The organism is Haladaptatus sp. HS23, assembly GCF_056892285.1.
In genome coordinates this window covers 1-26925 of record NZ_JBXGLH010000022.1, presented here as the reverse complement: position 1 = coordinate 26925, position 26925 = coordinate 1, and the positions used below count along the sequence as shown (strand labels likewise).

The window sequence follows — 26925 nt, the reverse complement described above, 5'->3', positions numbered from 1 at the left end:
CGTTCGAAAGGTCGGTTGTCGGACTATTTGTTGGTGGTGGTGGTCTGATTCGCCATCGTCTCGTTCATCGCCGTCGTCGTAGCCGTTTCCGTACTCGTCATGTTTGCGGACGTACTCGTCGTGTCAGTCGGCGCTGCGGTGGCCGTCGCGTTCATCGACGTGGTGGTCGCACCCGTCGAAGTCGTCTCGTTGGCCATGGTCGTTTCCGGTGCCGGAGTGGACGTCGCGTTCGCCGCAGTCGTTTCGTTCGCCGCACCCGTCGCGTTACCCGACGCCACGAAGTCGGTCACGAGGATGAGGTCGAGCGGCCTGTCGGGGCTTCCGGCCGGAACGCTGCTCTGGCTGGCGTATCCCGCTGCGAACGCCGAGTAGGCCGTGCGGTCGTTCAGCGACACGTCGAACGTCTTGAGAACTTCTCCGGAGTCGTCCGCGGTCGCGGGACGGACTTCGAGGGTGTAGTCGCCCGCAGGAACCTGCTCGTACGCCGTCGCCTGTCGGAACGAGACGTTGTCGAACAGGGTGGTGTTGCTGCCCGCAACCGTCACGTCGACCGGTCCCGCGTCGGGCGAAACGTGGACGAGTCGCACCGAAGCGTTGCCCTGTTCGGGCGCGGTGAAGTTGTCCTCGTAGACGACCGGTTCGAAGGCGGTGTCGCCGCTCCCCGAAATCAGGCCGGTGGCAGCGACGGTGTAGTTCGTATCGGCGTCGAACGTCTCGTTACCCGAGAAGACGACGGTACTCGGGTCGCCCGCGGCCGTAATCGAAACCTCGTGTTCGCCTGCCGGAAGGCTGGCGTAGTCGGTGACGTTCCCGTACGACAGGTTGGAGACGGCCGTCTCGTTGTCCACGAGGACGTCGACCGGCGGCGCGTCGGGCGACATGTGCGCGATGCGAACCTGTGCGTTGCCCGTCTCGTTCACCGCGGTGGTCGTCCCGTTCGCCGCGGCAGTCGTCGTTTCAGTTGCCGCGGTCGTCTCGTTTGCTGCAGTCGACGTCTGATTCGCCGCAGTTGTCTCGTTTGCAGCAACGGTCGTTTCATTTGCTGCGGTGGTCGTCCCGTCCATCACAGTGGTCGTTTCGTTCGCCGCCGCGGTCGTTTCGTTTGCCGCGGTCGATGTGTGGTTCGCCGCGGCCGTCGTAGTCCCTCCGTTGGCCATCGCCCCCATACCAGCGAATCCGACGCCAAGTGTGACCATCAGTACTACCAATCCGACTCCGAGTGTACGTGTTGTTCTCCTCATTCCAGTGCCATCGTCGGTAACGGCGAGAATAAACCTCCTACACCCTCCATTCGCGTAATGGTGGTTTTCGTGGTCGGTAACTCCCGTTTCTGGTGGAATCGCCGAATCGAAATCCGTGCCTAACGCGGGCAGCGTCCCGGACGTCGACTCGAAGGAACGCTTATCCGAGGCCCCGTTCTATCCGAGTTCATGGGACTCGACGTATCCGCTCCGGACCCCCCGACGCTCCGACCGGAGGCGGACGTGCAGGAGTACGACGACGTGTCGGTTTCCGGTGAGAACGATTATCATCGTGAGGAATTAGAGGCATTCCTCCACGAGGGTGCGTGGGAGGAATCGTTCGACCAGTGGGCCGAGGACACCGGACTGGAAGAGCGCGAGTTCGAAACGGCACTCGATTTGGACCTGTTCGCGGAGTTCGACTTCTTCTGGGACGACTTCGCGGACCGGGTCGGTTACCACGCACCGGGCATCCCCGAGGACTGGAAGGTCAAGGACATCCACCCCGATATCGACTCATGGAACGCCGTCTCGTCCATCAACGCGTCGCTGACCGAACTCGGACAGGTGGTCTGTGACGTCCTCGAATCGGAGTACGTGGACTGGGAGGCGGAGTTCGAAGCGCCCGATGATTTGCCCGATTTCTAACGCTCCGACCCGCGGAAAATCACGCCGTCGATGTCGCCGGCGAGGACGACATCGTCCGACTCGTTCGTACACGAAAAGGAGACCACCATCTCGTGGCGTTCGGGGTGTGAGTCTGTTTCTTCGACCGTCGTTTCACAGGTAATTTCCTCGCCGACGTACACCGGTCGGCGGAATTCGAACGTCATCGTCCGCGCGATGAAGTTCATGTCGCCGCCGATTTTCGTGGGCAGCGTCGCCGTCAGCAGTCCATGAACCATGGGGTTTTCCTCCTCTAAGTGGTGGCTCCCTCGGTCACCCGAGAGGTCGGCGAATGCCGCGACATCCTCGGTCGTAAACGTCCGCGAGAAGGACCGCGTGTCGCCCTCCGTCGGCGTGTCTGTCATGCCTATTCGTTCACACGAACCCACCTAATCCTTTCTCCGGGCGTGTAGGGCGAGTGGGCGGAAAATCGAGACGTGTTCGTTTTATGGTATCGCGGTTACACACTTCCGACATGGTGTCGCCGCTCGCCGGGTGGCCGATGCGACTCGGGATGTCGCTCGGTCTGTTGATATCCGTACTCATCGTCTGGAGATTGGACCGTCCTCACGGACGGTGGGGAGCGGCCCTCAGAAAACGACTGCTGTTCGGCGTGCCGTGGGGAACCCTCGTCTGTGTCACGGGCGTCGTCGCTGTGTACCTGTTCGTGCAGGACGGGTGGAACCACTGGTACAACCCCGTCACGGTGGCGTTCGCGTCGTGGTCGTATCTCTACCCGCTCGGCATGATTGCGGGTCCGTTCTCGCACGTCGGGCCGAACCACCTGCTGGGAAACATGACCAGCACGCTCGCCGTCGCGCCGTTAGCGGAGTACTACTTCGGCCACTTCCCTCACGACAGGGGTGAAACCTCGTTTTCCTCGTGGCGGACGACCCCGTGGATTAGGGCGTTCGTACTGTTCCCGTTAGGCGTCGTCGTCATCGCGCTCTGTACGGGGCTGTTCTCGTGGGGACCGGTCATCGGATTTTCCGGCGTCTTCTTCGCCTTCGTCGGGTTCGCCCTCGTTCGCTACCCGCTCGGAACCGTCATCGCCCTCTCGGTACAAGACGTGATTCAAACGCTGTATGTGGCGTTTCAAAGCCCGCAAGCGGTCGGGGAAGCGACGACGCACTTCTCGCGCCCGTGGTGGTTCGGCATCGCGGTGCAGGGCCACACGCTGGGCTTTTTCCTCGGTGTGGTTGCGGGCGTCTATCTCCTCCGAACGCGAGACGTTCGGTCGAGCGCCCTTCGGACGTGGGCGGGCGGGTTCGTCGTCCTCGTCTCCTCGTCCCTGTGGGCGCTGTGGTGGTATCGCGGACTGGAGAAGTTCGTCCTCTTCCGCGGCCTCGGCGTCGTGTTCGTCCTCGCGCTGGCGACGCTTGTTGCGATTGCCGTTCGCACCACCGACGAGCGTTCGTTTTCACCGAGCGCTCGTCAAGTGGGTTCCGTCCTGCTGTTGATACCGGTCGTCGCCATGGCCGGCGTCGCGGTTCCCATCAACCTCACGACGGTTCAACAGGGAGGTCCGAACGCGCTCTCCGGCGTCTCGGTCCGCGATTACACGGTGACGTACGCCGAGAACGTGCCGAATCGGAAGGTGTCCGTCGTCGACGTGTCCGTGGGCGGCGAGACGACGCAGGTGAACACCAGCGGCGTCATCGTCGTCAATCCGAGCAGGGAGATATGGTCGCGCGAAATATCGAAGGGACAACTCGCGTACTCGGGACGTGCGACGGTCAGAGTCGGCGGCGTCGGGTGGCAAAAGGCGGTGACGGTACGCCGTACCGGGTGGACCGTCACCGGCGGCGGAACGGCGTATCAAGTGTGGCTTCACCCGCCGGACGGGCAGTGGAAACACGCCTTCTCGTCGCCACCGGCCACCGCGGGTCCCGTCCTCGCCGGGAACAACGTCTCCATCGTCCCGCGAACGGGACAGTTCGTCCTCCGCCTCTCGCGGAACAACTCCACGGTCGGCGTCGCTCCGATTCCGACGAAGAACTCGACGGTCACTATCGGCGGCGTGCAGTTCACCCGCGAAAAACGTCGTATCGTCGCCTCGGTCAACGAAACGCGGGTTCAGGTCGCCGCGAAGGAGCAGTACGGCAACTAACGCCACTCGATTCTGAAGACTTCGGCGTCGAGAACCGTCCGCGCTCGGCGTTGGAACTCGAACTGCCGCGAAAGCGGTAACTCCGCGCGGAACGCGTGTGTCACCTCGCCGCCCTCGTCCGCGGCGAACGACTCGACGAACGCCATGCTGTCCTCGTTGTGAATCGAGTAGGACACGTCCGCCAGCGCGGCGGTCGTTTCGAGGAACGCCCTGTCTGCGTGTTCGTTACCCCGCTGTGCGCCGAACGGGGGATTCATCAGGACGGTCACGCGGTCGTCTGGGCAGAGGGGTACGTCGGTTCCGTCGCCGAGAACCCAGTCGATGGAGCGGGCCGGGTCGACTCGGCGCTCGTTTTCCGTCGCCTGCCGTAACGCCGCCGAATCGCGGTCGAGGCCGACGACGCGTGTCGGAGCGCGCGTCGCCGCGCCGATGGCGAGCATGCCCGTCCCCGTTCCGAGGTCGAGAACGGTCTTGCCCCCGACGTCTCCGTGGACGTCGGCGAGGTGGACGAGGTGCGCCGCGAGGTCCGCCGGTGTCGGGTACTGTTCCAACTCGACCCGCGGCTCCTCGAACTCGGTGACGGCGGAGAGTCGTCGTTCCAAGGCGCGTTTCCCCATGGTCGGGGAAACGCGACAGGGCGACGTAAGAAGCAGGGTTTGGCTTTGGAATGCGGAAGTTACAGCGCCAGCGGGCCGTCCAGTTCGAGCGTGACGCCTTCGCGGCGAGCGCGCTCCTTGAGTGCGGCGAGGGATGGGCGTACTTTCGACTCGTCTTCGACCGTGTCGAACTCGACGGTGACGGTTCCCGCGCCGAGGAACGCGGCGGTTCGGATGTACTCGCGGATGCGGTCGGCCTCGTCCTGCGTGGCGAACGAGCAGTCGACGTCGAAACAGGCATCGACCGTCACGCCGGCGGGGACGAAATCCTTCGCGGCGAGTTCGGTCTGCAGGTCGCGCAGGCCGTCGCGCGAGGACGGAAGCGCGGCCGCATCGAGCGTCACTGGGGTCTTGTCGGTTGGTCGGCAGCGTTCGATGGCGGTTTCGATCGTCGAGGGACGAGTTACGCTCATGGCTATCACACAATACCTACTAGGAATACAAAAAGGTTTGTGTATGTCCAGTAGTTATCTCAGATGGTCAAATGGCCGTTTCACTCATCTGAAAGTACTTATCGAGAGGGGGAAAACGCGACTCCATGAACCGCCGACGCGCCCTCGCGTGTGTCGGTTCCGCCATCTTCGCCGGGTGTCTCTCCGAGTCGACGCCGGGCGGGTCGGAACCGTCATCGGACAGGACGAACGGAACGAAGACGACGACCGACACGAAGACCGGTAACGCCAACACAGCCACCGGAACCGAAACGCCCGCTTCGCCGACGCTCGAAATCCCGAGCGAAAACCACTGTCCAGCGTTCGGCGACTCGCACGTCGTCTGTTCCGTGGACGCCGACGAGGGGACGACGTTGCAGATGGTTCCTTCGAAAACGAGCGCGTCCCTGCCGAAAGCGAACCTCTCGTTCACCCTCCGAAACGAGACAGGCGTGACCTACACGACGAACTACTACGACTGGTCGGTGTGGAAACGGGTGGACGGCGAGTGGTTCCACATCGCACCGCGAGTCGTCCCCGAACCCGCGATGATGCTCGAATCCGGGAACTCGCACACGTGGAACCTGACCGTCGACAACACGGACCTCGATGCCGCCGTTGTCGGGGTAGAAGGAACGGAAGACGTCGCGCTCGCGGGCCTCGGTGGAGGCACCTACGCATTCGGCATCGGCGGCTGGTTCCAAGGGCAGAGCTACGAGAACGGCACCGCGGTTGCCGCCCGCTTCGAACTGTCGGGCGACCCGCTCGGACTGATGCCGACCCCGGACCTCGAAGTGGTCGAACGGAACGGCGACGAGAAGCACGTTCGAGTCGGTGACAAGAGGCGGAGGACCGTGGTCGCAACTCGGGTCGAACCCCCGGCGACGGACGCGAAGCGAATGCTTCCCGAACAGGTCGTCCGATCCCCGCTTCGGAACCTGCTGGCGTCGTTCGAACCCGGCGTCCGCCGCGTCACCCTCGACATAGATCGGACGGCGATCTATCTATCGGACCCGCAGGTCATCGAATACGAGGGGCAGACGTACCGAATCGAGAACTCAGGCTGAAGGGTGACATCGGTGAGTCGACCGATTCGAGGAATTATAATCATCTTTCCAATAGAATTAAATCCATCTACTGAGTTGTGGATTCATGTCGCGCGACACCGATAAAAACGATGAAACGACCCGAATGAGCCGCCGAAGCGTGCTGAAAGGAACCGCCACGGCGGCGGTCGGATTGGCCGGACTCACCGGGAGCGTCGCTGGGTTCGAGGGCGACGACGGGCGGTCACTTCGACATCGACTGGTTGTATCAGGAGGAGTTGACCGACGGCCACACGAAGTGGGATTACGGGACCGTCGGCGATATTCCGGGTTACGGAAGCGCGAACCCCGAGGAAGTCGTCGTCTCGGTCCACGGGTGGTTGGTCGCCCCGGACGACGCCCCCGACCACTTCGAGACGGTCGAGACCTCGCTTCGGAACAACGGCTACACCCATCCAGTCATCGGGTTCAGCTACGATTCTGACACGCGCGTGGACCAGTGGTGGCCCGCGACGGACATCGCGGAGCGAAACGGCGCGAAACTCGCCAACTTCATCACCGACTACCGCGCCCGAACCGGTGCCGACGTGCGCCTCATCGGCCACTCGCTCGGCGGACGGGTCGTCCCGGCGACTATCAAAGCGCTCGATTCCCTCGGCTACCGCGACTACGTCGCGTCCGCCACCCTGCTCGGCGGGGCCGCGGACAACGATTCGGTTGCGGTGGACGGCGAGTACGGCCCCGCAATCGCCAACGTCGTCAGCGAGTTCGACAACTTCTGGAAATCCGACGACGACGTGCTGAACTGGGCGTACTCGACCGGCGAGTTCGATTCGGCAGTCGGCGAGGAGGGTTGTGAGGGGACGCCGCCCGCGAACTACGAGGACCACAACGTCGATTACGTCCCCGACCACTTCTCGTACCACGAACCCGGCGACGGGTGTATGGCTGACGTTGTCCGGGAGTTCTGACGAGCGACGAAGAAGCGATTCAGAGCCAGAGAGAGCTCTGCTCTCTCGCAGTTCCAGTGAGCGTAGTCTCGTGAACGGAGTGAACGAGAGCCAGAGGAAACGTTTCTTTCCCGTAGTTCCGGTGAGAAAAGTAAGGACGAAGGCCGAGAAACCGCAGAAAACTATCGAGAGAACCTCACCACGTGCCGTGGAAGGTGTCGAATTCGAGCGAGTCGAGGGGCTCGTTGCCGACGGCGATTTCGTACTCGCCGGGGGTGAGCATGGGTTTGTGGAAGCGCGGGCCGTCGTCGGTGGTGATGCGCGGGCAACCCGTGTTGACGAATGCGTCCATGTCGAAATTTCTCAATCTATCCGGCGTCACCTCGTCCATCGTGATGAGGTAGGCGTCGTCGTTGCCGTCGAGGATGTCCTGTGCGACGTCCCAGCGACCCTGTCCGATTTTGGTGCAGAAGATGACGCCCCACTTCTCGGCGTCCATCGCGCGGTGGACCGCGCCGTAGCGCTGTTTGAGGAACTTTTCCGTGTCCGCCACGGTGACGACGTTGTTGACGGGGTCGGCGATGACGACGGTCTTGTCGGGGTGTTCCATCGCCAAGCCGAGCGGGTGGAACTTCCCGCCGCCGACGTAGAGCACTTGGTCGGCGTCGATGTCCGCAGAGGCGTAGTTACAGCCGAGCACTTGGCCTTCGTGGGTCAATCGGTCGTCGCCACGTCGAGTGTGAACGTCGAAACCGCGCTCTTCCAACCATTCGCGCATCTTCTCGAAGTGGTTCATGTGCTGGGCCGTGGTGACGAGGCCGACGTCGCCGACATCGAGTTCCTCCAAGGATTGTTCCATGATGGGGAACACGTCCACGTTGGAGAACAGCGGGACGTAGATGACCTTGTCCGTGTTCTTCATCGGCGAGTGGCCGAAGTGGACGAACACGTCGGTTCGCTTCATCAGGTAGGTGTCCAAATCGCAGGCTCCGTAGCACGGTTGGCCGGAGAGGAGAATCGTCACGTCGTCGGGGAGTAGTTCGCGCAGGTCGTCGGCCACCTGCGGGCCGCGGCGTTTGAGTCCCTCCGGGAACTGCAATCCGACTTTTTCGGCGTCGCGCTCCTCGACCGCTTCGATGATGCGGTCGAGTTCGTAGTCCCACTCCCGGTCGTGTTTGAGAGCCATTCCGGTGTTTCGGAGGTCTCCCTCGCTGTACTCGCTTTCGTTGCTCATTATCCCCTCATTGCGGGCGAGAACTTTTAACCCCGGCGTTCTCGGTTTTCCTGACGCACGTCGGTTTCGGGATTCGGCAGGCCTAAAGTCCTTCAACCCGAATCGGGATACATGAGCGTCGATACGACCACGGAGACCACGGAGCAGGAAGACATCGACCGGTTGGCGGCCGAACTCGGCGAGGCCATCGCCGAGACGCCGCTGTATCAGCGATTCGAAGAGGCGAAGGCGACCGTCGAGGCGGACGAGGAAGCCCAAGAGCAGATCAAGGAGTTCGAACAGCTCCGACAGGAGTTCATGCTCGCACGGCAGACCGGTGAGGCGACCCAAGACGACGTGGCGAAGGTCCAAAAGGCCCAGCAGGACCTCCACACGCTCCCGGTCATGAAGGAGTACCTCGACGTGCAGGACGAACTCACGGCGCGATTGGAGGAACTGAACCGCGCCGTCTCCGACCCGCTCGCCGTCGACTTCGGCCAGCAGGCCGGCGGTTGCTGTCAGGACGAGTAATCCGAATCCGTATCCAGCCTCGGTTTCTTCGGTCTTTCACATCGACGGCGAGTGACGACTCAGTTCAGCCGCCAGAGTTCGTAGTTCAACAGGGTGGCGAACCCGACCCAACAGAGGTACGGGACGAGGAGGAGGGCGGCCCGTCGGTCGATTTTCTCGAAGGACACCATCGTCGCTACGATAGCGACGAGGAGGGCGAGGATGACCGCGAGGCCACCCGCGGGCCAGCGCATGCCGAAGAAGACGAGCGTCCACCCCGCGTTCAGGACGAGTTGGACCGCGAAAATCGCCAGTGCGAATCGGTTGTCTCCGCGTCGCCAGACGAGATAGAGCGCGACGCCCATCAGCAGGTAGAGCGTCGTCCAGACGGGGCCGAACAGCCAACTCGGCGGCGTGAATCCGGGTTTCTGGAGCGTCGTGTACCACGTCGCGACGTCGTTTGCGGTCAGGAACGACGGGACGATGCCCGCCAGTTCGCAGACGACGATGCTGACGAGCAGTGCGGGCACGTCGCGGAGCGAGAACGACGAACGCTGTGCTGTCTCCATGGGGTCGCTACCACACGAAAAAGGGTGTGCCTTTCGCCGAACTACGTCGGTTCGACTAGTCGAGGTCGTCCAACTGCACCGTCTCGTCGAGGATGAGCGTCGGCCCTTGCTCCATGTCGATGAACTCGGCGGCGTCCGCCATGACTTCCTTTCCCTTCTCGGAGTCGAAGGCGGCCTTCATATCCGCGGTCGAGTCGAAGTACAGTTCGAGGACGCCGTCGTAGCCCGCCTTCTCGGGGTCCTTCGAGACGGAGGTGACGTACTTCTTCAGGCCGGGCAGTTCCTTTGCGAGCGAGGAGTGTTCTTCGAGCCAGTACTCCTCGAACTCCTCGTGGGTCGTGCCGTCCTTGCGCACCAACAGATCGACCATCTTCATCATGGTATCCGAAATCGGTGGCCCGACGACTTCGGTGTATCGACTGTCGGTCGCCGCCGGGGTCAGTTTCGCCCGAACTCCGCCGTGAACCGTGCTCGCCCGAGTCGATTCCCGTCCATCGCGCCGAACAGCGCATCACGCTTCGCCCCGGCGTCGAGTTCGAGTTCGCGTTCGAGGACGTACAGCGTGAATCGGTAGGTGTGCGGACCGTCGCCCTTCGGCGGACAGGGACCGCGGTAGCCGATGTCGCCGAAGTCGTTGGTTCCCTGCCGTGCACCGTCGAGGGACCCGACCGTCCTTTCCCGTGGGACGGCTTTCGGCACCGTCGTCATCCCCGGCGGGAGGTTCCAGAGCAACCAGTGGGTGAACGTCCCACTCGGTGCGTCCGGGTCGTCCACGACGATTGCGAGCGATTTCGCCTCGTCCGGTACCGACGCGATTTCGAGCGGTGGCGAAACGTCCCTGCCACTACAGGTGAATCCGGTCGGAACGCTTTCGCCCTCCCTGAACGCGTTCGTCGTGAACTCCGTCGTGGTGTTCATCCGTTCCGTGGTTTTCGTCGATTTCGTCTCCGTCGGCCGGTCGCTCCCGTCACGGCGAACGCCCGTACACCCTGACAGTGCGATTCCTCCCCCATCCAAACCCGCGAGGAAGGTTCGTCTTCGGAGCATCGCATGAGGGTTGGTGACGAGCGGTAAAATGCCCTGTTGCCGTCGGTTTAAGTGCCTGCACGTCCTTCCCTCGGTTCGATGACGCAACTCAACCGACCCGACCGGCGGCAGTGTGTCGCCTGCGGACGAGAGGACTCGTGGGACGAGGAGACCCACAACTGGCGAATCGCTGGCGAGAAAGGCAGACCCTTCTGTATCCACGAGTGGGACATCAACGGTACCCACAACCCGATTCGGGAGTGAACGAAATGGACCGACGAACGGATGACCGACGAACGGATGACCGACGAACGGGGCCGTGGGTACTCGCCGTCGGCGTGTTGGCCATCGGCGTCGGCGCGTTGGCGAACGAAGTGCGGAAACGGCGGCACGAACGGGGAACGGTGTCGGAAACGGACGCGTGAGAAGGGTCTGACCGAGATACGGAGAGAAGGGAAAAGCGAGTGGCGAGAGGACGGTTTTCATACTGGCTGTCCGATGGTGAGCGTTCGCACAGAGTTTATCCATATGCAGAATGATATATCATCAATGGTCACAAATGTCGACGGCCTGCGTCGATGGTTCGCCGGTACCGAGGAGAACGAATTCGACAACCGACTGGACCACCGACTCGACGTCCTCGAACGACGGTCGGACGACAACCGCTGGGGTCACGAGTTGCCGGACGCGAACGTCCGGCAATTCAGTCTACTCGGACCGCCGACTTCCGATTCGGACGTCGAACTCGAAATTCCGACGTACGCGTTTTTTCCCGTAACTGAAAGTAGCCGTCCCCGCCCCGCAATCGTCCTCGTCCACGGCGGTATCCACGACAACTTCTCCACGGAGTACGTGACCGTCGTCCGAGAACTCATCGAACAGGGGTACGTCGTCGTGGCTCCCGAATATCGAGGAAGCACCGGGTATGGCCGTGAACACTACGAGGCCATCGACTACGGCGGGGACGAGATAGCCGACACGCTCGCCGCCCGGAACTGGGTCGCGGACCGGAGCGACGTCGACGAGGAGCGAATCGGCGTCGCCGGGTGGAGCCACGGCGGATTACACGCTCTGCTCTCCGTCTTTCGATATCCCGACTCCTATGCTACCGCCTACGCGGGCGCACCCGTCTCGGACCTGTTGGTGCGCTGGAAGTACAAAGGAGAGGGGTATCGACGGCTCTACACCGCGAGTTATCACCTCGGTACATCGCCCGTCGCTGACCCCGAACTGTACCGCGAGCGCTCACCCGCTCACCAAGCCGTGGCCACCGGCGTCCCGCTTCGAATCCACGCGACAACCAACGACGGAGACGTTCACCACCGCGAAATCGAGTCGCTCGTGGAATCGTTACGCGGTGCGGGTGCCGATTTCGAGTTCGAATCTTACGACGACGCCCCTGGCGGTCACCGCTTCGAACTCAACGAGTCCCGATTCGCCCGCGAGTCACGGGAAACGGTGTACGACTTCTTGGCGGAACAGTTGTCGCCGCCGCGGTCAGAAAGGTAAGTTGGAACCCGTTTGTACCCTGGGAAAACGCACCACTGCTGACCGTGAAGCCCGTGGATTGAAGCGTCTGGCACCCCCACCCCCTGCTATGACTTCCGACCTTGCGTCGCAGGTACGGGACGTGTTGACGGTAGACCGGGAGGAGTTTCAGAGCCATGTCGAGGAGGACGCAGAGGTCATCAAGCGGGAACTCGCGAACGGAACGTTCGACAACCCGCAATCCATCGTCGGATTCGAATACGAGTTCTACGCGGTGGACCGAGAGACCAAAGCACTCTCGCGGGTTCCGCGACGACTCCTTTCGCTCATCGGATTCGAGAAGGAACTCGGCCTCCACAACGCCGAGATGTCCACGAGTCCGCAACCGTTGAACGAACACGGGTTGGCCGCACAGGAGGCGGAAGTGAAAGCCCGACTCTCGGCGGCGGAGGAGCGGACGGGAGCGGAGGGAATGCGCCTCGTCAGCGACGGTCTCTGGACGATTCCGCCGACGGGAGAGACGGCCACCCGCTATCTCACCGACGGCGTCGATGACGGCGGGATTCAAATCGCGTCGAACATGAGCAACTCGGTGCGCTATCACGCGATGGCGAACACGGGGGAGGCCGTCGGGATGGAACTCGACGCGCCGAACGTCTCGCTGTCGGCGAAGACGGTGATGCCCGAAAGCCTGATAACGTCCATCCAACCTCACTATCAGGTGCCACACGCCCGCGACCTGCCGAACTATTTCCAGTACGCGGTTCGAATCGCGGCCCCGCTGTTGGCGCTCGGCGTCAACTCGCCGTTCTTCCCGCCGGACCTGTACGACGACGTCCCGGCGGAGGAAATCGTGGACGAGGCGTGGATGGAAAACCGTATCCACGTCTTCGAGTCGGTGCTGAACGCCGTCGACCCGGGAAAGGTGCGGTTCCCGGCGGATATCGAATCCGCGGAAGCGGCCATCGACGACATCGTGGAGGACCGAACCATCGTCCCGATGCCCGTCTCGCGGTCGGACCGCTTCGACGACGAGTTCGCCCACTTCCGGTTGAAACACGGCACCTACTGGCGGTGGGTTCGCCCGGTGTTCGGCGGTGCGACGCGCGCCGACGCGAACGCCCGCATCGAGTTCCGGCCCATCGCCGCCCAACCGACGGTTCGGGATTCCATCGCGTTTCAGGCGGCGTTCGCGGGACTGTTAGAGAGTACCTTCCGCCGGGAACATCCTGTTCACCATCTAGATTGGGTGGTCGCACGGGACAACTTCTACGCCGCCATGCACGACGGACTCGACGCGGAACTGTACTGGATCACGAACGACGGCAAGGAGACGACCGAAACGGACGAACTGTTCGCCGATCTGTTCGCACACGCGAAGGACGGCCTCCAAGCGCGCGGACTGTCCGACGAGGAGGCCGCGAAGTATCTCTACCCGCTCCGGCAACGCGCCCGCCACGGCGTGACGCCCGCCGACTGGAAGAAGCGTGAGGTGCGCGAGCGACTGGAAACAGGTGAGACGCTAGCTGAGGCGATTACGGGTATGCAACACGCCTACATCGACCAGCAGAAGGAGACGTTGCTCGACGGCAGTTTCACCGACTGGGATTAGAGTACGGCGTCGAAGTCCTTGTGACCGGTGATATCGACGCCTTCCTCGGTGATTTCGGCGAGGAACACGCCGTTACCGCTGCCAGTGTCGCGTTCGACGGCGCTCTTGATACCGCGGGCCGCGACGGCCTTCGCTTCCTCGTTCGAGAGGCCCTCCTCGTAGTCCTGTTCGAGGACACCGTAGGCGAGTTGCATCCCGCTGCCCGTGACGGTGTAGTCGTCGGCCATGACGCCACCGGCGGGGTCGAGGCTGTAGATGTGCGAGCCTTCCTCGTCGATACCGCCGAGGATGGGAGAGACCATGAAGAACGGCCCGCCGCGAAGCATGTTTCCTGCGAGCGTCGAGAGCGCCTGCATGCTCATCTGCTCGCCGCGTCGGGATTCATAGAGGTTGGACTCGATGCGCATCGTTCGGATGAACGACTGTGCACCACCGACGGACCCGGCCATCGTCAGGGCCGCCGTCGGGTGAATCTGCTCGACCTTCTGGACGTTCTTGTTGGAGACGAAGCGACCGGCGAGGCTGGCTCGCATGTCCGTCGCCATGACGACGCCGTCGGCGGTCGTGAGGCCGATGGTCGTCGTCCCGGTTTTGTTGATGTTTTTCATGTCCTTCTGTGAGAACTCGTTGTCGGGGAGCGAGCCGATTTCCGGCTTGTACGGGTTGACGTCATTACCGCTCAGGCGCTCCTTGTTACGCGAGAAGTCGGAACCGTGCATTGGGCTACGCATTACCCGAACGTAGTCCATCAGCACTGATAAAACCAACCCTTCCGGGGTGTGACGAGGTGTAAAACGAGCGGCGATTCAGGGCCGTTCCTCTTTCGTATTCTCGTAGGACGCCCCCAAGGATTCCACTACGCGGTGAACGGGGAACGGTACTCCGGCCCGCCGGGCGACGAGGGCGACCGGAAGCAGACAGATTCCGGCTAGAACGCTGATCTGGTACAGGGCAAACAGTGTCGCGCGTCGTATCGGTGCGAACATTGCAACTTCACCCGTGCCTGTGCCACCACCCTATATATCGTTTGTTGCCCGTTTCCTTTCATAACAATCTATGACACCGGAATCAGGTCGGCGCAGTCTCGCGATTCAACCGCGGTTGTACACTGTACAATTCGAAGTGGGTTCGAGGTCGTGAGAATTCATGGTCACGACATTCCAACGCCGTCAATATGCGTAAGTTATGCACATCATCATCGTCTCATGCGCGACGAATCCCGTAAAATGGCCAAAAGGATTGACGCACGGCACGCCCTATGGACCGTCGTGAACGTCGTCGTCGAACTCCGACTCCCACCCGACGAGTTTGCCCTCGGGGAGTTGTTCCCGTATCGCTCCGATATCAGAATCGAGTTGGAGCGTATCGTCCCGACGCGGGAGTGTTCGATGCCGTTTATCTGGGTCGCCACGGACGACCCGTCGTTTCTCGCCGACGTTTCGCTCGAAACCGCTTCGGTCGATTCCATCGCGGTCCTGAGCGAAACCAAAACCGGTGCCCTGTGTGAGATATGCTGGTCGAACGCCGCCGATGGAATCCAGGAGATACTAACGGAACAGGACGTGACGCTTCTCGATGTCATCGGAAACAGTGACGGATGGCAGTTCCGAATCCGATTTCCGGACCACGATTCGACCACACGGTTCCGGGAGGCGTGTAACGAGCGGTTGATTTCGTACGAAGTCCGGCGCATCTACTCCGTGGACGAGTTCCCCTCGAAACAGTACGGACTGACCGCCGAGCAACGGGAAGCCCTTTCGACCGCCTTCGCGTCCGGGTATTTTCACGTCCCCCGAAAAACGTCGCTCTCCGAACTCGCCGAAACCCTCGACATCTCGCCACAAGCTGCATCCGGCCGTCTTCGGCGAGGATTGGAAGGGATGCTCGAGACCACTCTGTTCCCTCGGAACGAATCGGCCGAATCATCCGAGGGGTGATAAAAGCATGAACCACTAAACCCCAAACATTCCATCCCTGGTACGCTTCTGACGAAGCAATGCCGGCCAGAGCGTTTTTCGTGCGACCCTCGGGAGGTGTATGACGTGGTTCGAGAGTCGAGCGATAATCAAACGATTCTTCACGAAACGAGTCACGAGGAAGGGGCGTTAGCCGAGACGGTTATCGACGCCATCGCCGAGGTGACGGACAGCAGTTCGACGGAGATAGAGCCGCTCTACGAAAGTATCGACCCGGACGCCCTCGAAGACCTGTTCGGTCGTCAGTCCGAACAGCGAGTCCCGAGGCGAGTCGAATTCGTCCACAAAGGGTTCGCAGTCGTCGTCTTCCGGACCGGACGGGTCGTCATTTACGAGGCGGGATAGTCGCCGTCTCGGGAACGACGGGCCAGTACGCTTTTCGCCGTGTTCGACGTAATAGCCCTATGCCTGAAAACGAGTACGACGTGTACCTCGTGCCGACTGGCAAGCGGGGTGGAGAACAGAACATCGTGTCCCCGGTCGAAGGCGACGACCTGGAGTTCTACGAAACGGGGGTTTGGCTGCGACGGAAAGGCGGGAGAAACTTCTTCCCGTACGAGCAGATTCGGACGATTCGAGAACACGGACAGGACGTAGAGAGCAGCAAAGTAGCGGGGGAAGAGAGCGGCGAGGCGGCGGGGGATTAGACGCCCGTTACTCCGGCGTCAGGCCGACGATTTCACGCGAGAAGACGTCGGCATAGCCCGAGAACGACAGTTTTAGCGAAGGGACGCCGGGGAAGGTCAGCGTCTGGATTCCGATCATCGGCCGTTCGACGTCCGTGCCGAGGCTTCGGAACGCGCTCTCGATTGCGGTGTACAGTTTCGCCGTTTCCTCGACTTCGAGGTCCGAACAGACGCCACCGACGCGGGTCGGGAGTTCCGCGACCACGTCGCCGTCCCTGACGACGGCCCACCCGCCGCCCATCTCGTTGACGTGGGCGACGGCCTCCCTGAGGTCCTCGCCGCTTCCGAGTGCCAACACGCCGGGCGTCTCCCAGACGAGGCTGGTCGCAACCGCGCCCGAAAGCGGACCGAATCCTGTGACGAAGCCGGTGAAGCCGGTTCCGTCGCCGTCCGGATGCCGGTCGAGGAGGGTGGCTTTCAGCAGGCCCTCTTCCGGCGCGGCGACGAGTTCACCGTCTTCGACCGGCGGGCGAACTCGCGTTTCGCCCGAGAGGAGACCCTCGCGGTACTCGATGGCGCGCACCGTTCCGTCGGTTGCGACGTCGGCCGGGACGCCGAACTCGGCCGGGTCGGTGCTGACGTTCACGCTGTCGTAGAAGTGGCTCGGATACTCGTAGGAGCGCGGCGCGACGGTCGTCTCGTGGTTGTTGTAGACGACTTCGCCGCCGTTGATGACCGTGGTGACGTTGACGGTTTCCAAGTCGTCGATGAGGAGGATGTCCGCGACGTTGCCCGGCGCGAGCGACCCGAGGTTCGGCAGGCCGAAGTGACGGGCCGGGTTGAGCGTCGCCATGCGAATCGCGTCGGCGGGCGCGACGCCCTCTTGGATGGCCCGGCGGACTACCACGTCCATGTACCCTTCGCCGATGAGTTCGCGGGGCCACATGCCGTCGGTCGAGAGGGAGATTTCGGCCGCCCCGATTTCCTCGTACGCCTCGCCGACCGCGGCCATGTCGTCCCGAATCGACCCACAGCGGCCGACGGCGTGGATACCGCTTTCGACGCGTTCGATGATGTCCTCGCCGGTTATCGACTCGTGGTCGTCGTCGACGATGGTGGCGAACGCTTGGAGTTTCTCGCCGGAACAGCCAGCGCCGTGACCCGTGACCGTCTTCCCTTCGAGGTGGGCGCGCTCGTACAGTTCCTCGGTGGGCGAGTCGCGGCCGACGGCGTGAATCCAGTCGGTTTCCCCGACGCCGATGACCCGGGCGTCGCCGAGGAGGTTCGTGAGCGATTCGGCGTCCCCACGCGCCGGTTCGAACGTGTCGACGAGCGGTTGGGGTGGAACCGTGGCGAACACCCGAATCGGGAGGTAGGAGGTCGCGGCGAGCAACTGCTCGACGCCCTCCGCACCGAAGGCCGGGCCGAACCCGGAAACCTCGGTCACGACGGTCGTCGTGCCGCCTTCGAGGGCGTAGTGGTACGCGTTCTCGAACGTCTGGTGGAGGTCGATGTGCGTGTGGGCGTCGATGAACCCGGGCGTGACGACCCGGTCGCTGGCGTTGATGACCTTCGTCTCGTCGCCGATCGAGTCGGTACCGTCCTCCGGCAGCGCCGCGACGCGATTGTTTTTGACCACGACGTCGCGCGCCTGAAACTCGCAGGGTTCCGGCATGAGGACGCGACCGTTCCGAATCACGAGGTCGGCGGGTTCGTCGCCGAGCGTGACGGGTTGCAGTTCGTTCATTGAGTTACTCCTTCGTACACGACGACGCCACCTTGTTCGTGTCGATTCACTTCGTCACGCGCTTCGAGGACGTCGAGGTGGCCGACGGCCTCGCTCATGCCGGGGAAGTACTCCGTCGCGGGCAGGTCCTCGAACAGTTCGCACATCACGTCGAACGCCGTCGTCGGGCCGTCCACCAGCGCGCGCACGTTCTCGGTGCGCTCCTCGTGGGCGGCGAGGATTTCGTCGATTCGGGCCGAGGGGTCCGTTATCTCCTCACGGTGGCCCGGAAGGAGGAGGTCGAAGTCGCGGTCCCGCAGTTCGGCGAGCGAGCGGTTGAACGAGGGGAGGACGCGCGGACGAGGACCGCTCTCCTCGGTCGGCGGTTGGAGGAACGGGTTCGGCGTGATGTCGCCGAGAACGTGGTCGCCGACGATGGCTTTCGATTCCCCGTCGTCTTCGAACGTGAAGAGGGTCTCACCGGAGGAGTGGCCCAACACCGTCTCCGCGGTCAGTTCGACCCCTTCGACGGTAACCGATTCGCCGTCGTCCAGTTCGAGGTCGGTTTCGACGTCGGGGGCGACCGAGAGGTAGGCCTCCGGCAGGTTGGTGACCGTTTGGGCGGTGGTCTCCGCCATTCCACAGCGGTCGAAGAAGTCGGCGAAGTACTCCTGTTCGTACGCCAGTCGGTCGCCGAAGTCACGGACGATGTCGGCCGCTTCCGTGCTGGCGACGACGCGGGCACCCGATTCTCGGAGCCGTTTTGCCAATCCGAAGTGGTCAGGGTGCGGATGCGTGATGAGAACTTGTTCGATATCCGCCGGGGCGAGGTCGCGCTGGTCCAGTTCTTCGAACAGGGCAGTCCATGCCTCTTCGCTTCCCGGACCCGGGTCGACCAGCGTCCGCCCCGATAGGTAGGCGTTCACCGGTCCGATTTGAAACGGCGTCGGAATCGAAAGCCGCGTAAACATACAATCCCCCTTTCTTTGCCCGCCGTAAAACCGTTTTTGAACGGACAGCCCCACCGAATATCGACGGAACGATTATATCTGACCCGAGCGTAAGGACATAATCGGGAGAACGATGAACACCCACTTCAAAGACGCGTGGTACCATCTCCGACATGCCGGGAGTCATCTCGGACGTGGTATCCGCGAGGAACTCCGACCCGCCGAACGAAAAGCCCGCGAGATGACTGGGAAGGAACGACCGCCCGAGCCGTCACGACGGGAGAAGATGCGCGAGAACCTTCGAGACGTCGAACACAGAGCGAAGAAACGGTCACGGACCGCGATGCGGGACGCGAAAAACCGGATGCGGATGAGCTAACTGTCGAACCCGATACGCTCACAGTCCGCGAAATCGCAATCCTCGACGCGGGGTACCGACGCATTCTTTCTGTCCACGTCTACACGGCCGCGGAACGTCGAGTTCCGAAACGTCGCGTCGTCAGCCTTGACGAGAACCGTCGTCCCGTCGTCGGAACCGTGTGTCGCCGTCACGCCGTCGAAGACGACTCGCGCTCCGAGGACGTTGATGCCGTTTTGATTCCCGTCGCCGTTTCGGAACTCGAACGACAGTTTCGGAGTTCGGTCCCATCGCGCCACAGTTCGACCGCGTAGTTGTGTTTCGACCCGTCGCCCGAATCCGCGAGTTCGACGTTCTCCAGTACGACCTGCTCGTCGCCGTCGTTGACCTTGATGGCGCGCGCCGAGGAGGTGCAGTCGATTTTCAGGTCGCGCACGCGGGCGGAGCGACTGGAGACGCGGAGGCCGTCATTGTCGCAGTTCGGAAGGCGAAGTTCGCCGCCGGAGACGCGGCAGTCGCCCTCCTGTAGCCACAGTCCGCACCCGGTGTAGGTCGTCTCGTCCATCTCGATTTGAACGTCTCGGGCCTCGTCGCCGTCTCCCAACCGGAGGTTCGCGTTTCCGTTGTCTTTCCAAAGGCCGCCCGTGACGAAACACGGTCCGTCCCCTCCGGCGAGGTAGCCGCCGTTGTTCACCCACCCCTCGACGTGGCACTCACGAAACGTCAACTCGCCGCGGTGGTCGTCGGAGACGTTGATGCCGATGGGATGGCTGGTCTGTGATTCCGTGGGCGACCGGTCGGGATAGCTTTCGGGTTCGAAGGCACACCCGTCCGGGAGCGAGACGCTCACCGCGCCCGACCCCTCCGGGTGCGTGACCGCCGCGTAAACCGCACCGAGGGCCTTCTTCCCCGCCGAGGCACACTCGCCTTCGACTGCCACGTCCTCGATTCGCAAATCGTGGCTCGCCCGCGCCGAGACGGCCTGCGCGCCCACGCCGTCCGCCGACATGTCGAACGTGAGGTCCCGAATCTCAACCGTCGTAGCCGAGGCCTCCGGCGACGCGCCCCATCCGCCGCCGACGTCGAGGCCGTACTGCTGGTCGGGGTCGCTCACGACCAGCGTGGCGTGCGGGTCGCCCACTACCGCAATCGCCTCGCAATCGTTGTGTTCGAACCGCCCGTCGAGGCGGTAGCGTCCCTCCGGAAGCACGAACTTCGTCCGCGCGCCCGCGTGGGCCGACAGAGCCTCGTCCAGCGGTGTTTCGCCGTCCAGAACGTTTGGATTCGTCTCGGCGACGTTCACCACGGTCCAGTCGGTCATGGTCGGGGGTCGGCATCGGTCGAACTTGGTCGTGGTGGCCGCCCGCTCTCGAAAGCAAGTCTTAAGTCCGGTGCAGGAAAACGATGAACTGCGTACGGGTCGGTAGTCTAGTCCGGTTATGACAGCTCCTTCACACGGAGCAGATCGGCAGTTCGAATCTGCCCCGACCCACTTGAAATAAACCTTCTACTCAATGAAGAGACGTAGAGGGCTTCCTTAAGTCCTCTATGCCTTCAGGGAGTACAAGGAATTTAGCGAACTACCGCATTCCATCGGTCGGTGTATGGTCGTGCGATTCTACAGAAGGAAACTCCTACCCGAACTACAAGTATCTGCCGACAGTTCACGCCGATTCTTGTCTGGGAATCTGATACGTGGGTCGTTCAAACCTATGTCTGGTATCTGATAAAGGAAGTTGATTCAATCGAAAACCGCTACACGTGAGGCAGGTGGTATTCTACGGAAAAAGCGATATAGGCAATCAACTTCCGTTTGCACGCATAATCGGAAGTGGCTCAAAAGCCGTCTATCGACTGATTTCGGTACTTCAGCAAGAAAATGAGGTTCAGCTACTTCGGGAGTTCCTTCTTGCCCGTGATGTAACACTCGAAACACGGGAAGTCATCACGTAATGCCGCACATTCGTCACACGATTCACTAACACTTTCAAACGTAGATTGCGTACTGCTCATTGCTTCTGTCACCAGAAGCGCGGTCGGACGTTGCACCGTCCGGCCTTTCGACGAAGGCGACGCGCTTCTGTCAAACGCATTCAAAAGAGCGTATATAAAGCAGTAGTATCGTTCATCGTCTTGCGATTCTTGAAAATGATAAGTATTGGATAGATGGTCGACGAGAGTAGTTTTTTTAAGATATTCGATGTGGAAAGTATCTCAGACCGCCCCGGTCGAGCTTCAGAAAAATTTCTACTGAGCGTAGAGAAATAACTCTTTGGTAATGAGTGTCATACTCTTTAACACCCTGCAACACGATTTACCGAACGCACATCCGGGGTTAGAGTAGATATTAAGTCGTGCCTTCTTACGAAGCCATAGGCCTTTTACGACAATAGTGTATTCAACTTTAGAACCATGAAAAACGATGAGTCACCCACCAACACGAATGAAATTGACCTTGAGTTGAATGAAATCTTTGATATATTAAAGCACAGGATTCGCCGAGTGGTATTGTACTCCCTCCATTATAGCGGAAATCCCACTGCCTCTATGGAAAAGATAGCGACTGAAGTATCCAACAGTGTAGATATTACACATAAACACGCAATCACTAACCTTCGCCACTCCCATCTCCCGAGGTTAGCTGATTCGGGCATTATTGATTACGATTCTCGAACCGAGACAATTCGGTATTATGAGCAGGAACAATTAACGAAAATACTTGCTATTTCGAACGACATTGAATCACCATAGTTCCAATCGAAACTATGGGGTAAACGTGGATGCAGCGCCAAAGAACAGTTCTACCACCGAAAATAATATCCTTGTTCGACCTATAGAATAATCTGAATATGAGTACTTACCAAAACTGTCCTTTCTGTGGGAAAGATATTGAACCCGTCCGAGACAATGAAATCCCGTCACTATTCACTTCCGGAGACGGGTTTCTGAAGTACCATTTTGTTTGCAATTCCTGCAACGAGGCAAAGCTGAATGGTGGCAGTACTACAGGTGAGTGCATAGAATGCGGAAAGGGAGATGTAGAATACGCCTATGCAGAACCGACAGTAACACTCACTGAAAAAGATGTAGACATTCAGGGTGGAGTAAAAGGAGGAATCCTTTGCGAAGACGACTTTAACGCTCTCCGAGAGCAATAGATTTGAAAAATAATGAACACAGGCGTGTTTTGGTGGAAATCAGTTTCCGACTACTCCTCCGACATAGATTTTCGTGGTGAAACCGTTGGTACCACTTACGCGATGTTCGACACCTGATACTTGATAGACGACTCCCCCAAGTTCGTCAGGCATCTTGAAAGTATCACAGACCCGTATATCAGGCCTTCCGACTACTTCGACGTGTCCTTGTCGAGATTGTTTCACGAGACGGCTGGTCAGCCTATTGGCGACAGATTCGGCATGTCCTTGAGTCTTAATATCCTTATTCTTATAGGTGAAAGTTGGTTTATTAAGTAGGCCTTCCTCGATTGCGTAATCCACCTTGATAGACTGTGCAACTTCCGCCCTATCCTCTCGTGGTACGCCGATATTGCGTAACGACCTTGTAGCAACTGCCGTCTCTTTGGAGACAAGATTCCTCTTACTCCATCCACCTGCCGATACTACATTATCCCCTATTACTTTCACCGACTGATATGCAGGTGTAAACTTCCCATCGGAGGCAGAAGTGATATAGGTCAATTCACCCAAATATCTATACTCTGGCCTCCCTACCATAATCGTACCGTCTATATCTACCCACCATGAGGCGTTTGTGAGGTCACAGATAGATTCTAAGACGCTATCTCCGGGTGCGTTAGTCCGGTCTAAGGTGATTTCATTATCTACAGGTGCGTCATAGCTGCCTGAAAAACCGAATTTCGAGGCAAGTTGAGACTCTACCGGGCTGGCAAGATTAATCTCGAAATTATCTATCTCGCATTGCTGGAATACGTCTCGTAGTACCTCGGAGGCAGGCATCTGTTGGTCGAGAGACAGGTCTACTCTCCCTGTCTTCAGAAGGTGGATTCCGTTAAAGAGTTTGACCTTGTAGCTACCGTCAGCGTTATTGTCAACGTCACTACAGAATCCTGTGAAAACGAGAGTGTCGTTAATGCTGACGGTTGCCTCATTCCCTTCGTTTGGTTCGAAGGCATGCCTGTCTGCAACGACTGTAGCCTCTGCCATGTCTGTCTCGTTGTATTGCGTCGTCTCTACGGAGAGGTCTGTAACGAGGTACGGCATTCCTCCAACCGTTACAGTTGCCTGCAATTCGTCAGTTAGGACAAACTCTGTCATCGTCTACAGAAACCGACCGGAGTCGTCTCTGTCCTTCTCGTCTTCGGCGACAACGGTACCATTTGCCTTAGCCTTGACATCTCCTGATGCCTCTACTACGTCCATATCTGCCGCCATCTGGCATGCAGCATGCATAAAGAAGAGGTCGATGGTGGACTTACCGGCCTCCTTGTCGTACATCTCCTTAATCTCGTCAAGGTCGCCTGCCTTGTCTGCATTCCGTAGTGCTGTATAGACTTCAGTCGGACAGGTCGTATTTACTTGGGTGCCTTGCATTAGAAGAATTTCTCCTTAATCTCTGCCTGTCTTTCTGCCGCCTCTCCGGTCGCTGTAGCGGATTCTTTCCCGGAGGTGTCCCCTTCGTCAGATTTCCCAAAGGATTCCCGTAGAGACTCCTGTGCTGCCTGTATTGCTGCCTTAGTCTCCTTCAACTCCTCGCATTCTTCGCTGGAAAGTCGTTTGATTACTCCTTGAAGAGAAGTCTCCTGTCCGTCGTACTTTTCGTCCTTGATGAAACGTAGCTGCTGCCGCGTTTCTTCGTCTAATTTGATTGTAATTTCGTCGTCTGTCATTGTTATTCGTCCTTGTATTCTGACAATAACGCTATTGTCTGCTGGTCTTCTTCTTTTCGTGCGATTGTCTGCCGTATTGCTGCCAATAGATGGGGGAGTTGTCCAGATTCTGATAACTCCTCTTCTAAGTCCTTCAGGTCGTCTAAGTAGGTCATAGTTGGGTGTCGAGAATCCGACTGCTAATCTGAAGATGAGTAAGACCTTCTCCGTAAACGACCCACGTCACTTGATTATGGTCGCAATCGTTGGAAAGTTTAGTGTCGATGATTGCCCTATCTTCGTAGATGGAAACGTCGTGAGAGTCGAGAGAAGGATTCTCAAACTCTTCTCGAATCGTCCGAAGGCTGTCTTCGACCTGCCTTTCAGGAGTCTTCATAGCTGCCTCTCTAACTCCTCCTCGAAACGAGGTACAATGTCGTCAGGAATACGTCGGAAATGACTCCCGAGAGTTACCTTCTCTCCATCTTCAGTGTGTGCTACGAGACTTACACCTTCATTGGACTGATTAACACAGAGACGGCGGGTTTCTCTACCGCCCAAATCTTCAATGAAGATACGTACTGTCTCTCGAATCTGTACGTTGTTACTCATCGTAGCCTTCCCCAACGTCTTCGTATTCTGACAGTTTCTCCTTGATGATTTTCTCGAAATAATACCGTCTGCTACGATAGTTTCCGTCCTCATCGTAACCTCCGAGGCCTTCTTGAGACTCAATGTATGCCTCAAACTGTCCGACTTCTTCTCCGTCGATTCTGACGGTGGTCTGAAGATACCGTTTTGGTTTCGCCATTACTTTCCACCTCCTAAGACGAGTAACATAGTCGCCTCACCCTTCGCACGGTCGGAGAGGCCTTTCTTCTCGATTTGTTTCTTAATAATTTCATCCTCTGCGTCTGTAAACCAAGTTACTTTATTTCGTTCTCTCATGATTGTGTATATAGTATGAATAAGAGAGACTGACCTTTGACAGCCAGCCTCCTAAGTGTCGATTTCTGGGAATCAGTCAAGGAATCGACTAACCTACATGGTTTTCTCATAACCCGGAGTGCCTGCATAACCGGGAGTAGATTTGATGACAAGGTACCTACTAAACCTAACAGAAACCTGTAGAAGTCTCCTTAATTGAGGTAAACTGCATTCTTTCACCGAACCAATAGAGTTACTAATGGCATGCACTTAATGCACGTCCGGTCAGGGAAGAATACTACCCTGCGACATGCCTTTGTCGTTAGCCCGACATAGTGTCGGGTGAAGAAGTACTACTACAATTCATACCTCTTCATTCGTAATCGTAATAAGGATACTGTATATAAAGGCAGCAATCTTCATATATAATCACAAATTCGTTTGGTGAAATTAAGACTTCTACCTTCTCTATACCTGCCGACTGTGCCTGTAGACATTATATACAGAAATCACTTAAATAGTCCTGTTTGGATAAAACTCAACATTCGCAATACTCTTTGAATATCTTCCAACTTTGAGTTTTACAATTTAGAGACTTTCCAATTATATTATAAATTCTTGGATATTATGGCAACCTTCTACTGAAACTATTTATAAGGGGAAAGGTCAGTCGTGAGAAGGTATTTCTCGTCAAACTGTTTCGCACTTTCCTATGCAAGAACGTGCTTGCAACTCACAACAAATTTATTGTTAAAAGCGAAACCTTTAAGTACTTGTGGTACCATGTATAAAATAGCTTCGGTTCATTTCCCTTTTCGGAGATATTCTCCGCTAAGCGGAATTGAGTTCGAAGGTTGGTGCAAAGCACCAGCCCACAGGAAGAACTGTTACATTCTTCTATTCGGGCTGCTACTATTTAAGTCTTGCGGTAGGCTCAAGTAGATTGACTTTGCACATATAAGCAAAGCAACCAGTGATATGGGGAGTACGGAGATAGCCCGACTTCTTGAGAAGTAGGAGAAGGGAGTAAGTATCGAAAGAGAAAGGTAGCAGTCAAGATAGGGCAGCTAACCGCTGCATACGTCCTACGGCATTAGGCAAAGCCGATAGCCTCACGTCAAAGCACGACCGGAAGATAGCACCCACCAAAGGAGTATCAAAGTAAACTATAGTGTCTTGCCTGTGAATGGTGTAAGGGAACCGAAAGTAAAGGCCCTTGCAATGAGCTACACTTAGACTTGCTATAGCTTGCGGTAAACTGTCTGGCAACGCTGTAAAGGAGTGGACGGAAAGGAACAGTATAAAGAAAGTTACAAAAGTGGAAAGAGAACAGCAGGTGGTAGTTGTGAGAGTACCGCAGATAGTTTCGGGATAGCTTCCCCAACGATTGTTGGCACGAACAACACAGGCCGCCGCCGCAAGAGTGGTTGGCTCAAAACACAAGTTGTCTCCCCAAAGCACCCGCCATGTGTTGCTACGTGAGGACAAGGTTGGAACCTCGGACGAAACCATAAGGCAAAGTCGTCCGAAAGCATTCTTCCCGCAACTGTCGCGGAACAACAGGCAGTTGGACGATACTTAGGAAATCCGTCAGAGAAAAAACTTTTCTGCAACCTAAGCCAGCAAGGCAGGTCGTTTTGACGAAGTAGAACCTCCAAAGTAGTCCGACAAGGAACGCGGCTTGTTCCGACCGTTGGCTCTTACGACTGCTGGCAACAGGATAGATTTGGAGTAGTATATCTCTCCTTATTAGTGAACTCGACTTTCTCTAACATATTCCGGGATGGAAGAATGTTTCCCGAATTGGAAGTCATCATTGCTTTGGAACGGGTTGTATATTTGCCATATGGGTTTATCAAGTGTCTTTAATGCGATTTCTTGAGAGGAACGTAAAAGAATAGCTACTGTCTGCAATCCCCCTATAGTAGACATTAGAAGTAGTTGCTCACTGTTGGAAGAGATAGCTGGTCGAGAGCGGTATCAATCGCCGTGGTT

At 58.6% G+C, this 26925-nt stretch carries 34 protein-coding genes and 1 tRNA gene; 16 read left to right on the top strand and 19 right to left on the bottom strand.

All coding sequences use genetic code 11. The features are described 5' to 3' along the window. Positions 1 to 23 precede the first annotated feature (23 nt). Positions 24 to 1196 carry a DUF4397 domain-containing protein gene (locus AC1XDK_RS28220; RefSeq protein WP_483353349.1) on the bottom strand — a complete coding sequence of 391 codons (1173 nt, stop codon included), beginning with the start codon at positions 1194 to 1196 and terminating at the stop codon, positions 24 to 26. 234 nt (positions 1197 to 1430) lie between these two features. On the opposite strand from AC1XDK_RS28220, the gene AC1XDK_RS28215 reads away from it, so the two are divergent. Beyond that, the gene (locus AC1XDK_RS28215; RefSeq protein ID WP_483353348.1) at positions 1431 to 1889 is read left to right on the top strand and encodes a DUF7992 family protein; all 459 of its coding nucleotides are present in this window, start codon (positions 1431 to 1433) and stop codon (positions 1887 to 1889) included. Here AC1XDK_RS28215 and AC1XDK_RS28210 read toward each other — a convergent pair. Next, positions 1886 to 2272 (bottom strand): hotdog domain-containing protein, encoded by a 387-nt coding sequence (locus AC1XDK_RS28210; protein WP_483353347.1) that lies wholly within the window; start codon positions 2270 to 2272, stop codon positions 1886 to 1888. The two genes, AC1XDK_RS28215 and AC1XDK_RS28210, sit on opposite strands and share 4 nt — an antisense overlap. Before the next feature lie 110 nt (positions 2273 to 2382). Here AC1XDK_RS28210 and AC1XDK_RS28205 point away from each other — a divergent pair, with 110 nt between their 5' ends. Next, complete coding sequence (locus tag AC1XDK_RS28205; RefSeq protein WP_483353346.1) at positions 2383 to 4017, top strand: rhomboid family intramembrane serine protease; 1635 nt, start codon at positions 2383 to 2385, stop codon at positions 4015 to 4017. On the opposite strand, the gene AC1XDK_RS28200 is transcribed toward AC1XDK_RS28205, so the two are convergent. Beyond that, positions 4014 to 4634 carry an METTL5 family protein gene (locus AC1XDK_RS28200; RefSeq protein ID WP_483353345.1) on the bottom strand — a complete coding sequence of 207 codons (621 nt, stop codon included), beginning with the start codon at positions 4632 to 4634 and terminating at the stop codon, positions 4014 to 4016. The genes AC1XDK_RS28205 and AC1XDK_RS28200 overlap by 4 nt on opposite strands. A 59-nt stretch (positions 4635 to 4693) precedes the next feature. Then, on the bottom strand, positions 4694 to 5086 hold the full coding sequence (locus AC1XDK_RS28195; RefSeq protein ID WP_483353344.1) for a DUF7961 family protein: 393 nt from the start codon (positions 5084 to 5086) through the stop codon (positions 4694 to 4696). Between the two features lie 125 nt (positions 5087 to 5211). On the opposite strand from AC1XDK_RS28195, the gene AC1XDK_RS28190 reads away from it, so the two are divergent. Beyond that, positions 5212 to 6171: a hypothetical protein gene (locus AC1XDK_RS28190; protein WP_483353343.1), complete on the top strand. Its 960-nt coding sequence runs from the start codon at positions 5212 to 5214 to the stop codon at positions 6169 to 6171. 257 nt (positions 6172 to 6428) lie between these two features. Beyond that, a complete protein-coding gene (locus AC1XDK_RS28185; protein ID WP_483353342.1) occupies positions 6429 to 7121 on the top strand; it encodes an esterase/lipase family protein in 693 nt (230 codons plus the stop codon). A gap of 175 nt (positions 7122 to 7296) precedes the next feature. Here AC1XDK_RS28185 and dph2 read toward each other — a convergent pair whose 3' ends face one another. Further along, positions 7297 to 8334, bottom strand: a complete 1038-nt coding sequence (dph2, locus tag AC1XDK_RS28180; RefSeq protein WP_483353341.1) for a diphthamide biosynthesis enzyme Dph2 — start codon at positions 8332 to 8334, stop codon at positions 7297 to 7299. Between the two features lie 111 nt (positions 8335 to 8445). Between dph2 and AC1XDK_RS28175 the strand changes: the two genes are divergently transcribed. After that, positions 8446 to 8844 (top strand): YlbF/YmcA family competence regulator, encoded by a 399-nt coding sequence (locus tag AC1XDK_RS28175; protein WP_483353340.1) that lies wholly within the window; start codon positions 8446 to 8448, stop codon positions 8842 to 8844. Between the two features lie 59 nt (positions 8845 to 8903). On the opposite strand, the gene AC1XDK_RS28170 is transcribed toward AC1XDK_RS28175, so the two are convergent. Genes AC1XDK_RS28170 through AC1XDK_RS28160 form a run of 3 tightly spaced genes read right to left on the bottom strand, consistent with a single transcriptional unit; the run spans position 8904 to position 10439 of the window. Further along, positions 8904 to 9392, bottom strand: a complete 489-nt coding sequence (locus AC1XDK_RS28170) for a TspO/MBR family protein (RefSeq protein ID WP_483353339.1) — start codon at positions 9390 to 9392, stop codon at positions 8904 to 8906. Positions 9393 to 9447: 55 nt separating this feature from the next. Then, positions 9448 to 9771, bottom strand: a complete 324-nt coding sequence (locus AC1XDK_RS28165; RefSeq protein ID WP_483353338.1) for an EthD family reductase — start codon at positions 9769 to 9771, stop codon at positions 9448 to 9450. Positions 9772 to 9830: 59 nt separating this feature from the next. Further along, positions 9831 to 10439 carry a YbhB/YbcL family Raf kinase inhibitor-like protein gene (locus AC1XDK_RS28160; RefSeq protein ID WP_483353337.1) on the bottom strand — a complete coding sequence of 203 codons (609 nt, stop codon included), beginning with the start codon at positions 10437 to 10439 and terminating at the stop codon, positions 9831 to 9833. Between the two features lie 78 nt (positions 10440 to 10517). Between AC1XDK_RS28160 and AC1XDK_RS28155 the strand changes: the two genes are divergently transcribed. From AC1XDK_RS28155 to AC1XDK_RS28140, 4 genes are all read left to right on the top strand, one after another. Further along, positions 10518 to 10682: an HEWD family protein gene (locus AC1XDK_RS28155; RefSeq protein ID WP_483353336.1), complete on the top strand. Its 165-nt coding sequence runs from the start codon at positions 10518 to 10520 to the stop codon at positions 10680 to 10682. Between the two features lie 5 nt (positions 10683 to 10687). Next, entirely contained in the window at positions 10688 to 10843 is a 156-nt protein-coding gene (locus tag AC1XDK_RS28150) for a hypothetical protein (RefSeq protein WP_483353335.1), read from the top strand. A 124-nt stretch (positions 10844 to 10967) separates the two neighbouring features. Next, entirely contained in the window at positions 10968 to 11927 is a 960-nt protein-coding gene (locus AC1XDK_RS28145) for an alpha/beta hydrolase family protein (RefSeq protein WP_483353334.1), read from the top strand. Between the two features lie 88 nt (positions 11928 to 12015). After that, positions 12016 to 13518, top strand: a complete 1503-nt coding sequence (locus AC1XDK_RS28140; protein WP_483353333.1) for a glutamate-cysteine ligase family protein — start codon at positions 12016 to 12018, stop codon at positions 13516 to 13518. Here the strand turns inward: AC1XDK_RS28140 and psmB are convergent. Together psmB and AC1XDK_RS28130 are read right to left on the bottom strand one after the other, a co-directional pair. Next, positions 13515 to 14249, bottom strand: a complete 735-nt coding sequence (gene psmB / locus AC1XDK_RS28135) for an archaeal proteasome endopeptidase complex subunit beta (RefSeq protein WP_483353332.1) — start codon at positions 14247 to 14249, stop codon at positions 13515 to 13517. The two genes, AC1XDK_RS28140 and psmB, sit on opposite strands and share 4 nt — an antisense overlap. A 75-nt stretch (positions 14250 to 14324) precedes the next feature. Further along, positions 14325 to 14504 (bottom strand): hypothetical protein, encoded by a 180-nt coding sequence (locus tag AC1XDK_RS28130; protein WP_483353331.1) that lies wholly within the window; start codon positions 14502 to 14504, stop codon positions 14325 to 14327. A 240-nt stretch (positions 14505 to 14744) separates the two neighbouring features. On the opposite strand from AC1XDK_RS28130, the gene AC1XDK_RS28125 reads away from it, so the two are divergent. The 3 genes from AC1XDK_RS28125 to AC1XDK_RS28115 all read left to right on the top strand — a co-directional run bounded on the left by AC1XDK_RS28125 (position 14745) and on the right by AC1XDK_RS28115 (position 16141). Beyond that, a complete protein-coding gene (locus AC1XDK_RS28125) occupies positions 14745 to 15455 on the top strand; it encodes a helix-turn-helix domain-containing protein (protein ID WP_483353330.1) in 711 nt (236 codons plus the stop codon). Between the two features lie 105 nt (positions 15456 to 15560). Continuing rightward, positions 15561 to 15839, top strand: coding sequence for a HalOD1 output domain-containing protein (locus tag AC1XDK_RS28120; protein WP_483353329.1), 279 nt, complete (start codon positions 15561 to 15563; stop codon positions 15837 to 15839). A gap of 59 nt (positions 15840 to 15898) precedes the next feature. Continuing rightward, positions 15899 to 16141, top strand: coding sequence for a hypothetical protein (locus tag AC1XDK_RS28115; RefSeq protein WP_483353328.1), 243 nt, complete (start codon positions 15899 to 15901; stop codon positions 16139 to 16141). A 7-nt stretch (positions 16142 to 16148) separates the two neighbouring features. Here AC1XDK_RS28115 and AC1XDK_RS28110 read toward each other — a convergent pair whose 3' ends face one another. Then, entirely contained in the window at positions 16149 to 17867 is a 1719-nt protein-coding gene (locus AC1XDK_RS28110; protein WP_483353327.1) for an adenine deaminase C-terminal domain-containing protein, read from the bottom strand. Next, positions 17864 to 18817 carry an MBL fold metallo-hydrolase gene (locus tag AC1XDK_RS28105; protein WP_483353326.1) on the bottom strand — a complete coding sequence of 318 codons (954 nt, stop codon included), beginning with the start codon at positions 18815 to 18817 and terminating at the stop codon, positions 17864 to 17866. Before AC1XDK_RS28105 ends, AC1XDK_RS28110 begins: the two co-directional genes overlap by 4 nt. A gap of 112 nt (positions 18818 to 18929) precedes the next feature. On the opposite strand from AC1XDK_RS28105, the gene AC1XDK_RS28100 reads away from it, so the two are divergent. Continuing rightward, positions 18930 to 19175 (top strand): DUF7553 family protein, encoded by a 246-nt coding sequence (locus tag AC1XDK_RS28100; RefSeq protein ID WP_483353325.1) that lies wholly within the window; start codon positions 18930 to 18932, stop codon positions 19173 to 19175. Here the strand turns inward: AC1XDK_RS28100 and AC1XDK_RS28095 are convergent. Both AC1XDK_RS28095 and AC1XDK_RS28090 read right to left on the bottom strand, forming a co-directional pair. After that, positions 19172 to 19348 (bottom strand): hypothetical protein, encoded by a 177-nt coding sequence (locus AC1XDK_RS28095; RefSeq protein WP_483353324.1) that lies wholly within the window; start codon positions 19346 to 19348, stop codon positions 19172 to 19174. The genes AC1XDK_RS28100 and AC1XDK_RS28095 overlap by 4 nt on opposite strands. Beyond that, positions 19345 to 20475 carry a hypothetical protein gene (locus AC1XDK_RS28090; protein ID WP_483353323.1) on the bottom strand — a complete coding sequence of 377 codons (1131 nt, stop codon included), beginning with the start codon at positions 20473 to 20475 and terminating at the stop codon, positions 19345 to 19347. The genes AC1XDK_RS28095 and AC1XDK_RS28090 overlap by 4 nt, the downstream gene beginning before the upstream one ends. Before the next feature lie 96 nt (positions 20476 to 20571). Between AC1XDK_RS28090 and AC1XDK_RS28085 the strand changes: the two genes are divergently transcribed. The 3 genes from AC1XDK_RS28085 to AC1XDK_RS28075 all read left to right on the top strand — a co-directional run bounded on the left by AC1XDK_RS28085 (position 20572) and on the right by AC1XDK_RS28075 (position 22312). Further along, positions 20572 to 20646: transfer RNA gene (locus tag AC1XDK_RS28085), tRNA-Val, on the top strand. A gap of 920 nt (positions 20647 to 21566) precedes the next feature. After that, on the top strand, positions 21567 to 21905 hold the full coding sequence (locus AC1XDK_RS28080) for a DUF7344 domain-containing protein (protein ID WP_483353322.1): 339 nt from the start codon (positions 21567 to 21569) through the stop codon (positions 21903 to 21905). Positions 21906 to 22003: 98 nt separating this feature from the next. Further along, on the top strand, positions 22004 to 22312 hold the full coding sequence (locus tag AC1XDK_RS28075) for a hypothetical protein (protein WP_483353321.1): 309 nt from the start codon (positions 22004 to 22006) through the stop codon (positions 22310 to 22312). Positions 22313 to 22351: 39 nt separating this feature from the next. Here the strand turns inward: AC1XDK_RS28075 and AC1XDK_RS28070 are convergent, their stop codons facing one another. The 5 genes from AC1XDK_RS28070 to AC1XDK_RS28050 form a co-directional block, all read right to left on the bottom strand. Then, positions 22352 to 23452 carry a hypothetical protein gene (locus AC1XDK_RS28070; RefSeq protein ID WP_483353320.1) on the bottom strand — a complete coding sequence of 367 codons (1101 nt, stop codon included), beginning with the start codon at positions 23450 to 23452 and terminating at the stop codon, positions 22352 to 22354. A gap of 3 nt (positions 23453 to 23455) precedes the next feature. Beyond that, positions 23456 to 23728, bottom strand: a complete 273-nt coding sequence (locus AC1XDK_RS28065; RefSeq protein WP_483353319.1) for a hypothetical protein — start codon at positions 23726 to 23728, stop codon at positions 23456 to 23458. Further along, positions 23728 to 24024 (bottom strand): hypothetical protein, encoded by a 297-nt coding sequence (locus AC1XDK_RS28060; protein WP_483353318.1) that lies wholly within the window; start codon positions 24022 to 24024, stop codon positions 23728 to 23730. The genes AC1XDK_RS28065 and AC1XDK_RS28060 overlap by 1 nt, the downstream gene beginning before the upstream one ends. A gap of 2 nt (positions 24025 to 24026) precedes the next feature. After that, positions 24027 to 24179, bottom strand: a complete 153-nt coding sequence (locus tag AC1XDK_RS28055) for a hypothetical protein (protein WP_483353317.1) — start codon at positions 24177 to 24179, stop codon at positions 24027 to 24029. A 428-nt stretch (positions 24180 to 24607) separates the two neighbouring features. After that, on the bottom strand, positions 24608 to 24814 hold the full coding sequence (locus AC1XDK_RS28050) for a hypothetical protein (protein ID WP_483353316.1): 207 nt from the start codon (positions 24812 to 24814) through the stop codon (positions 24608 to 24610). Positions 24815 to 26925: the final 2111 nt, after the last annotated feature.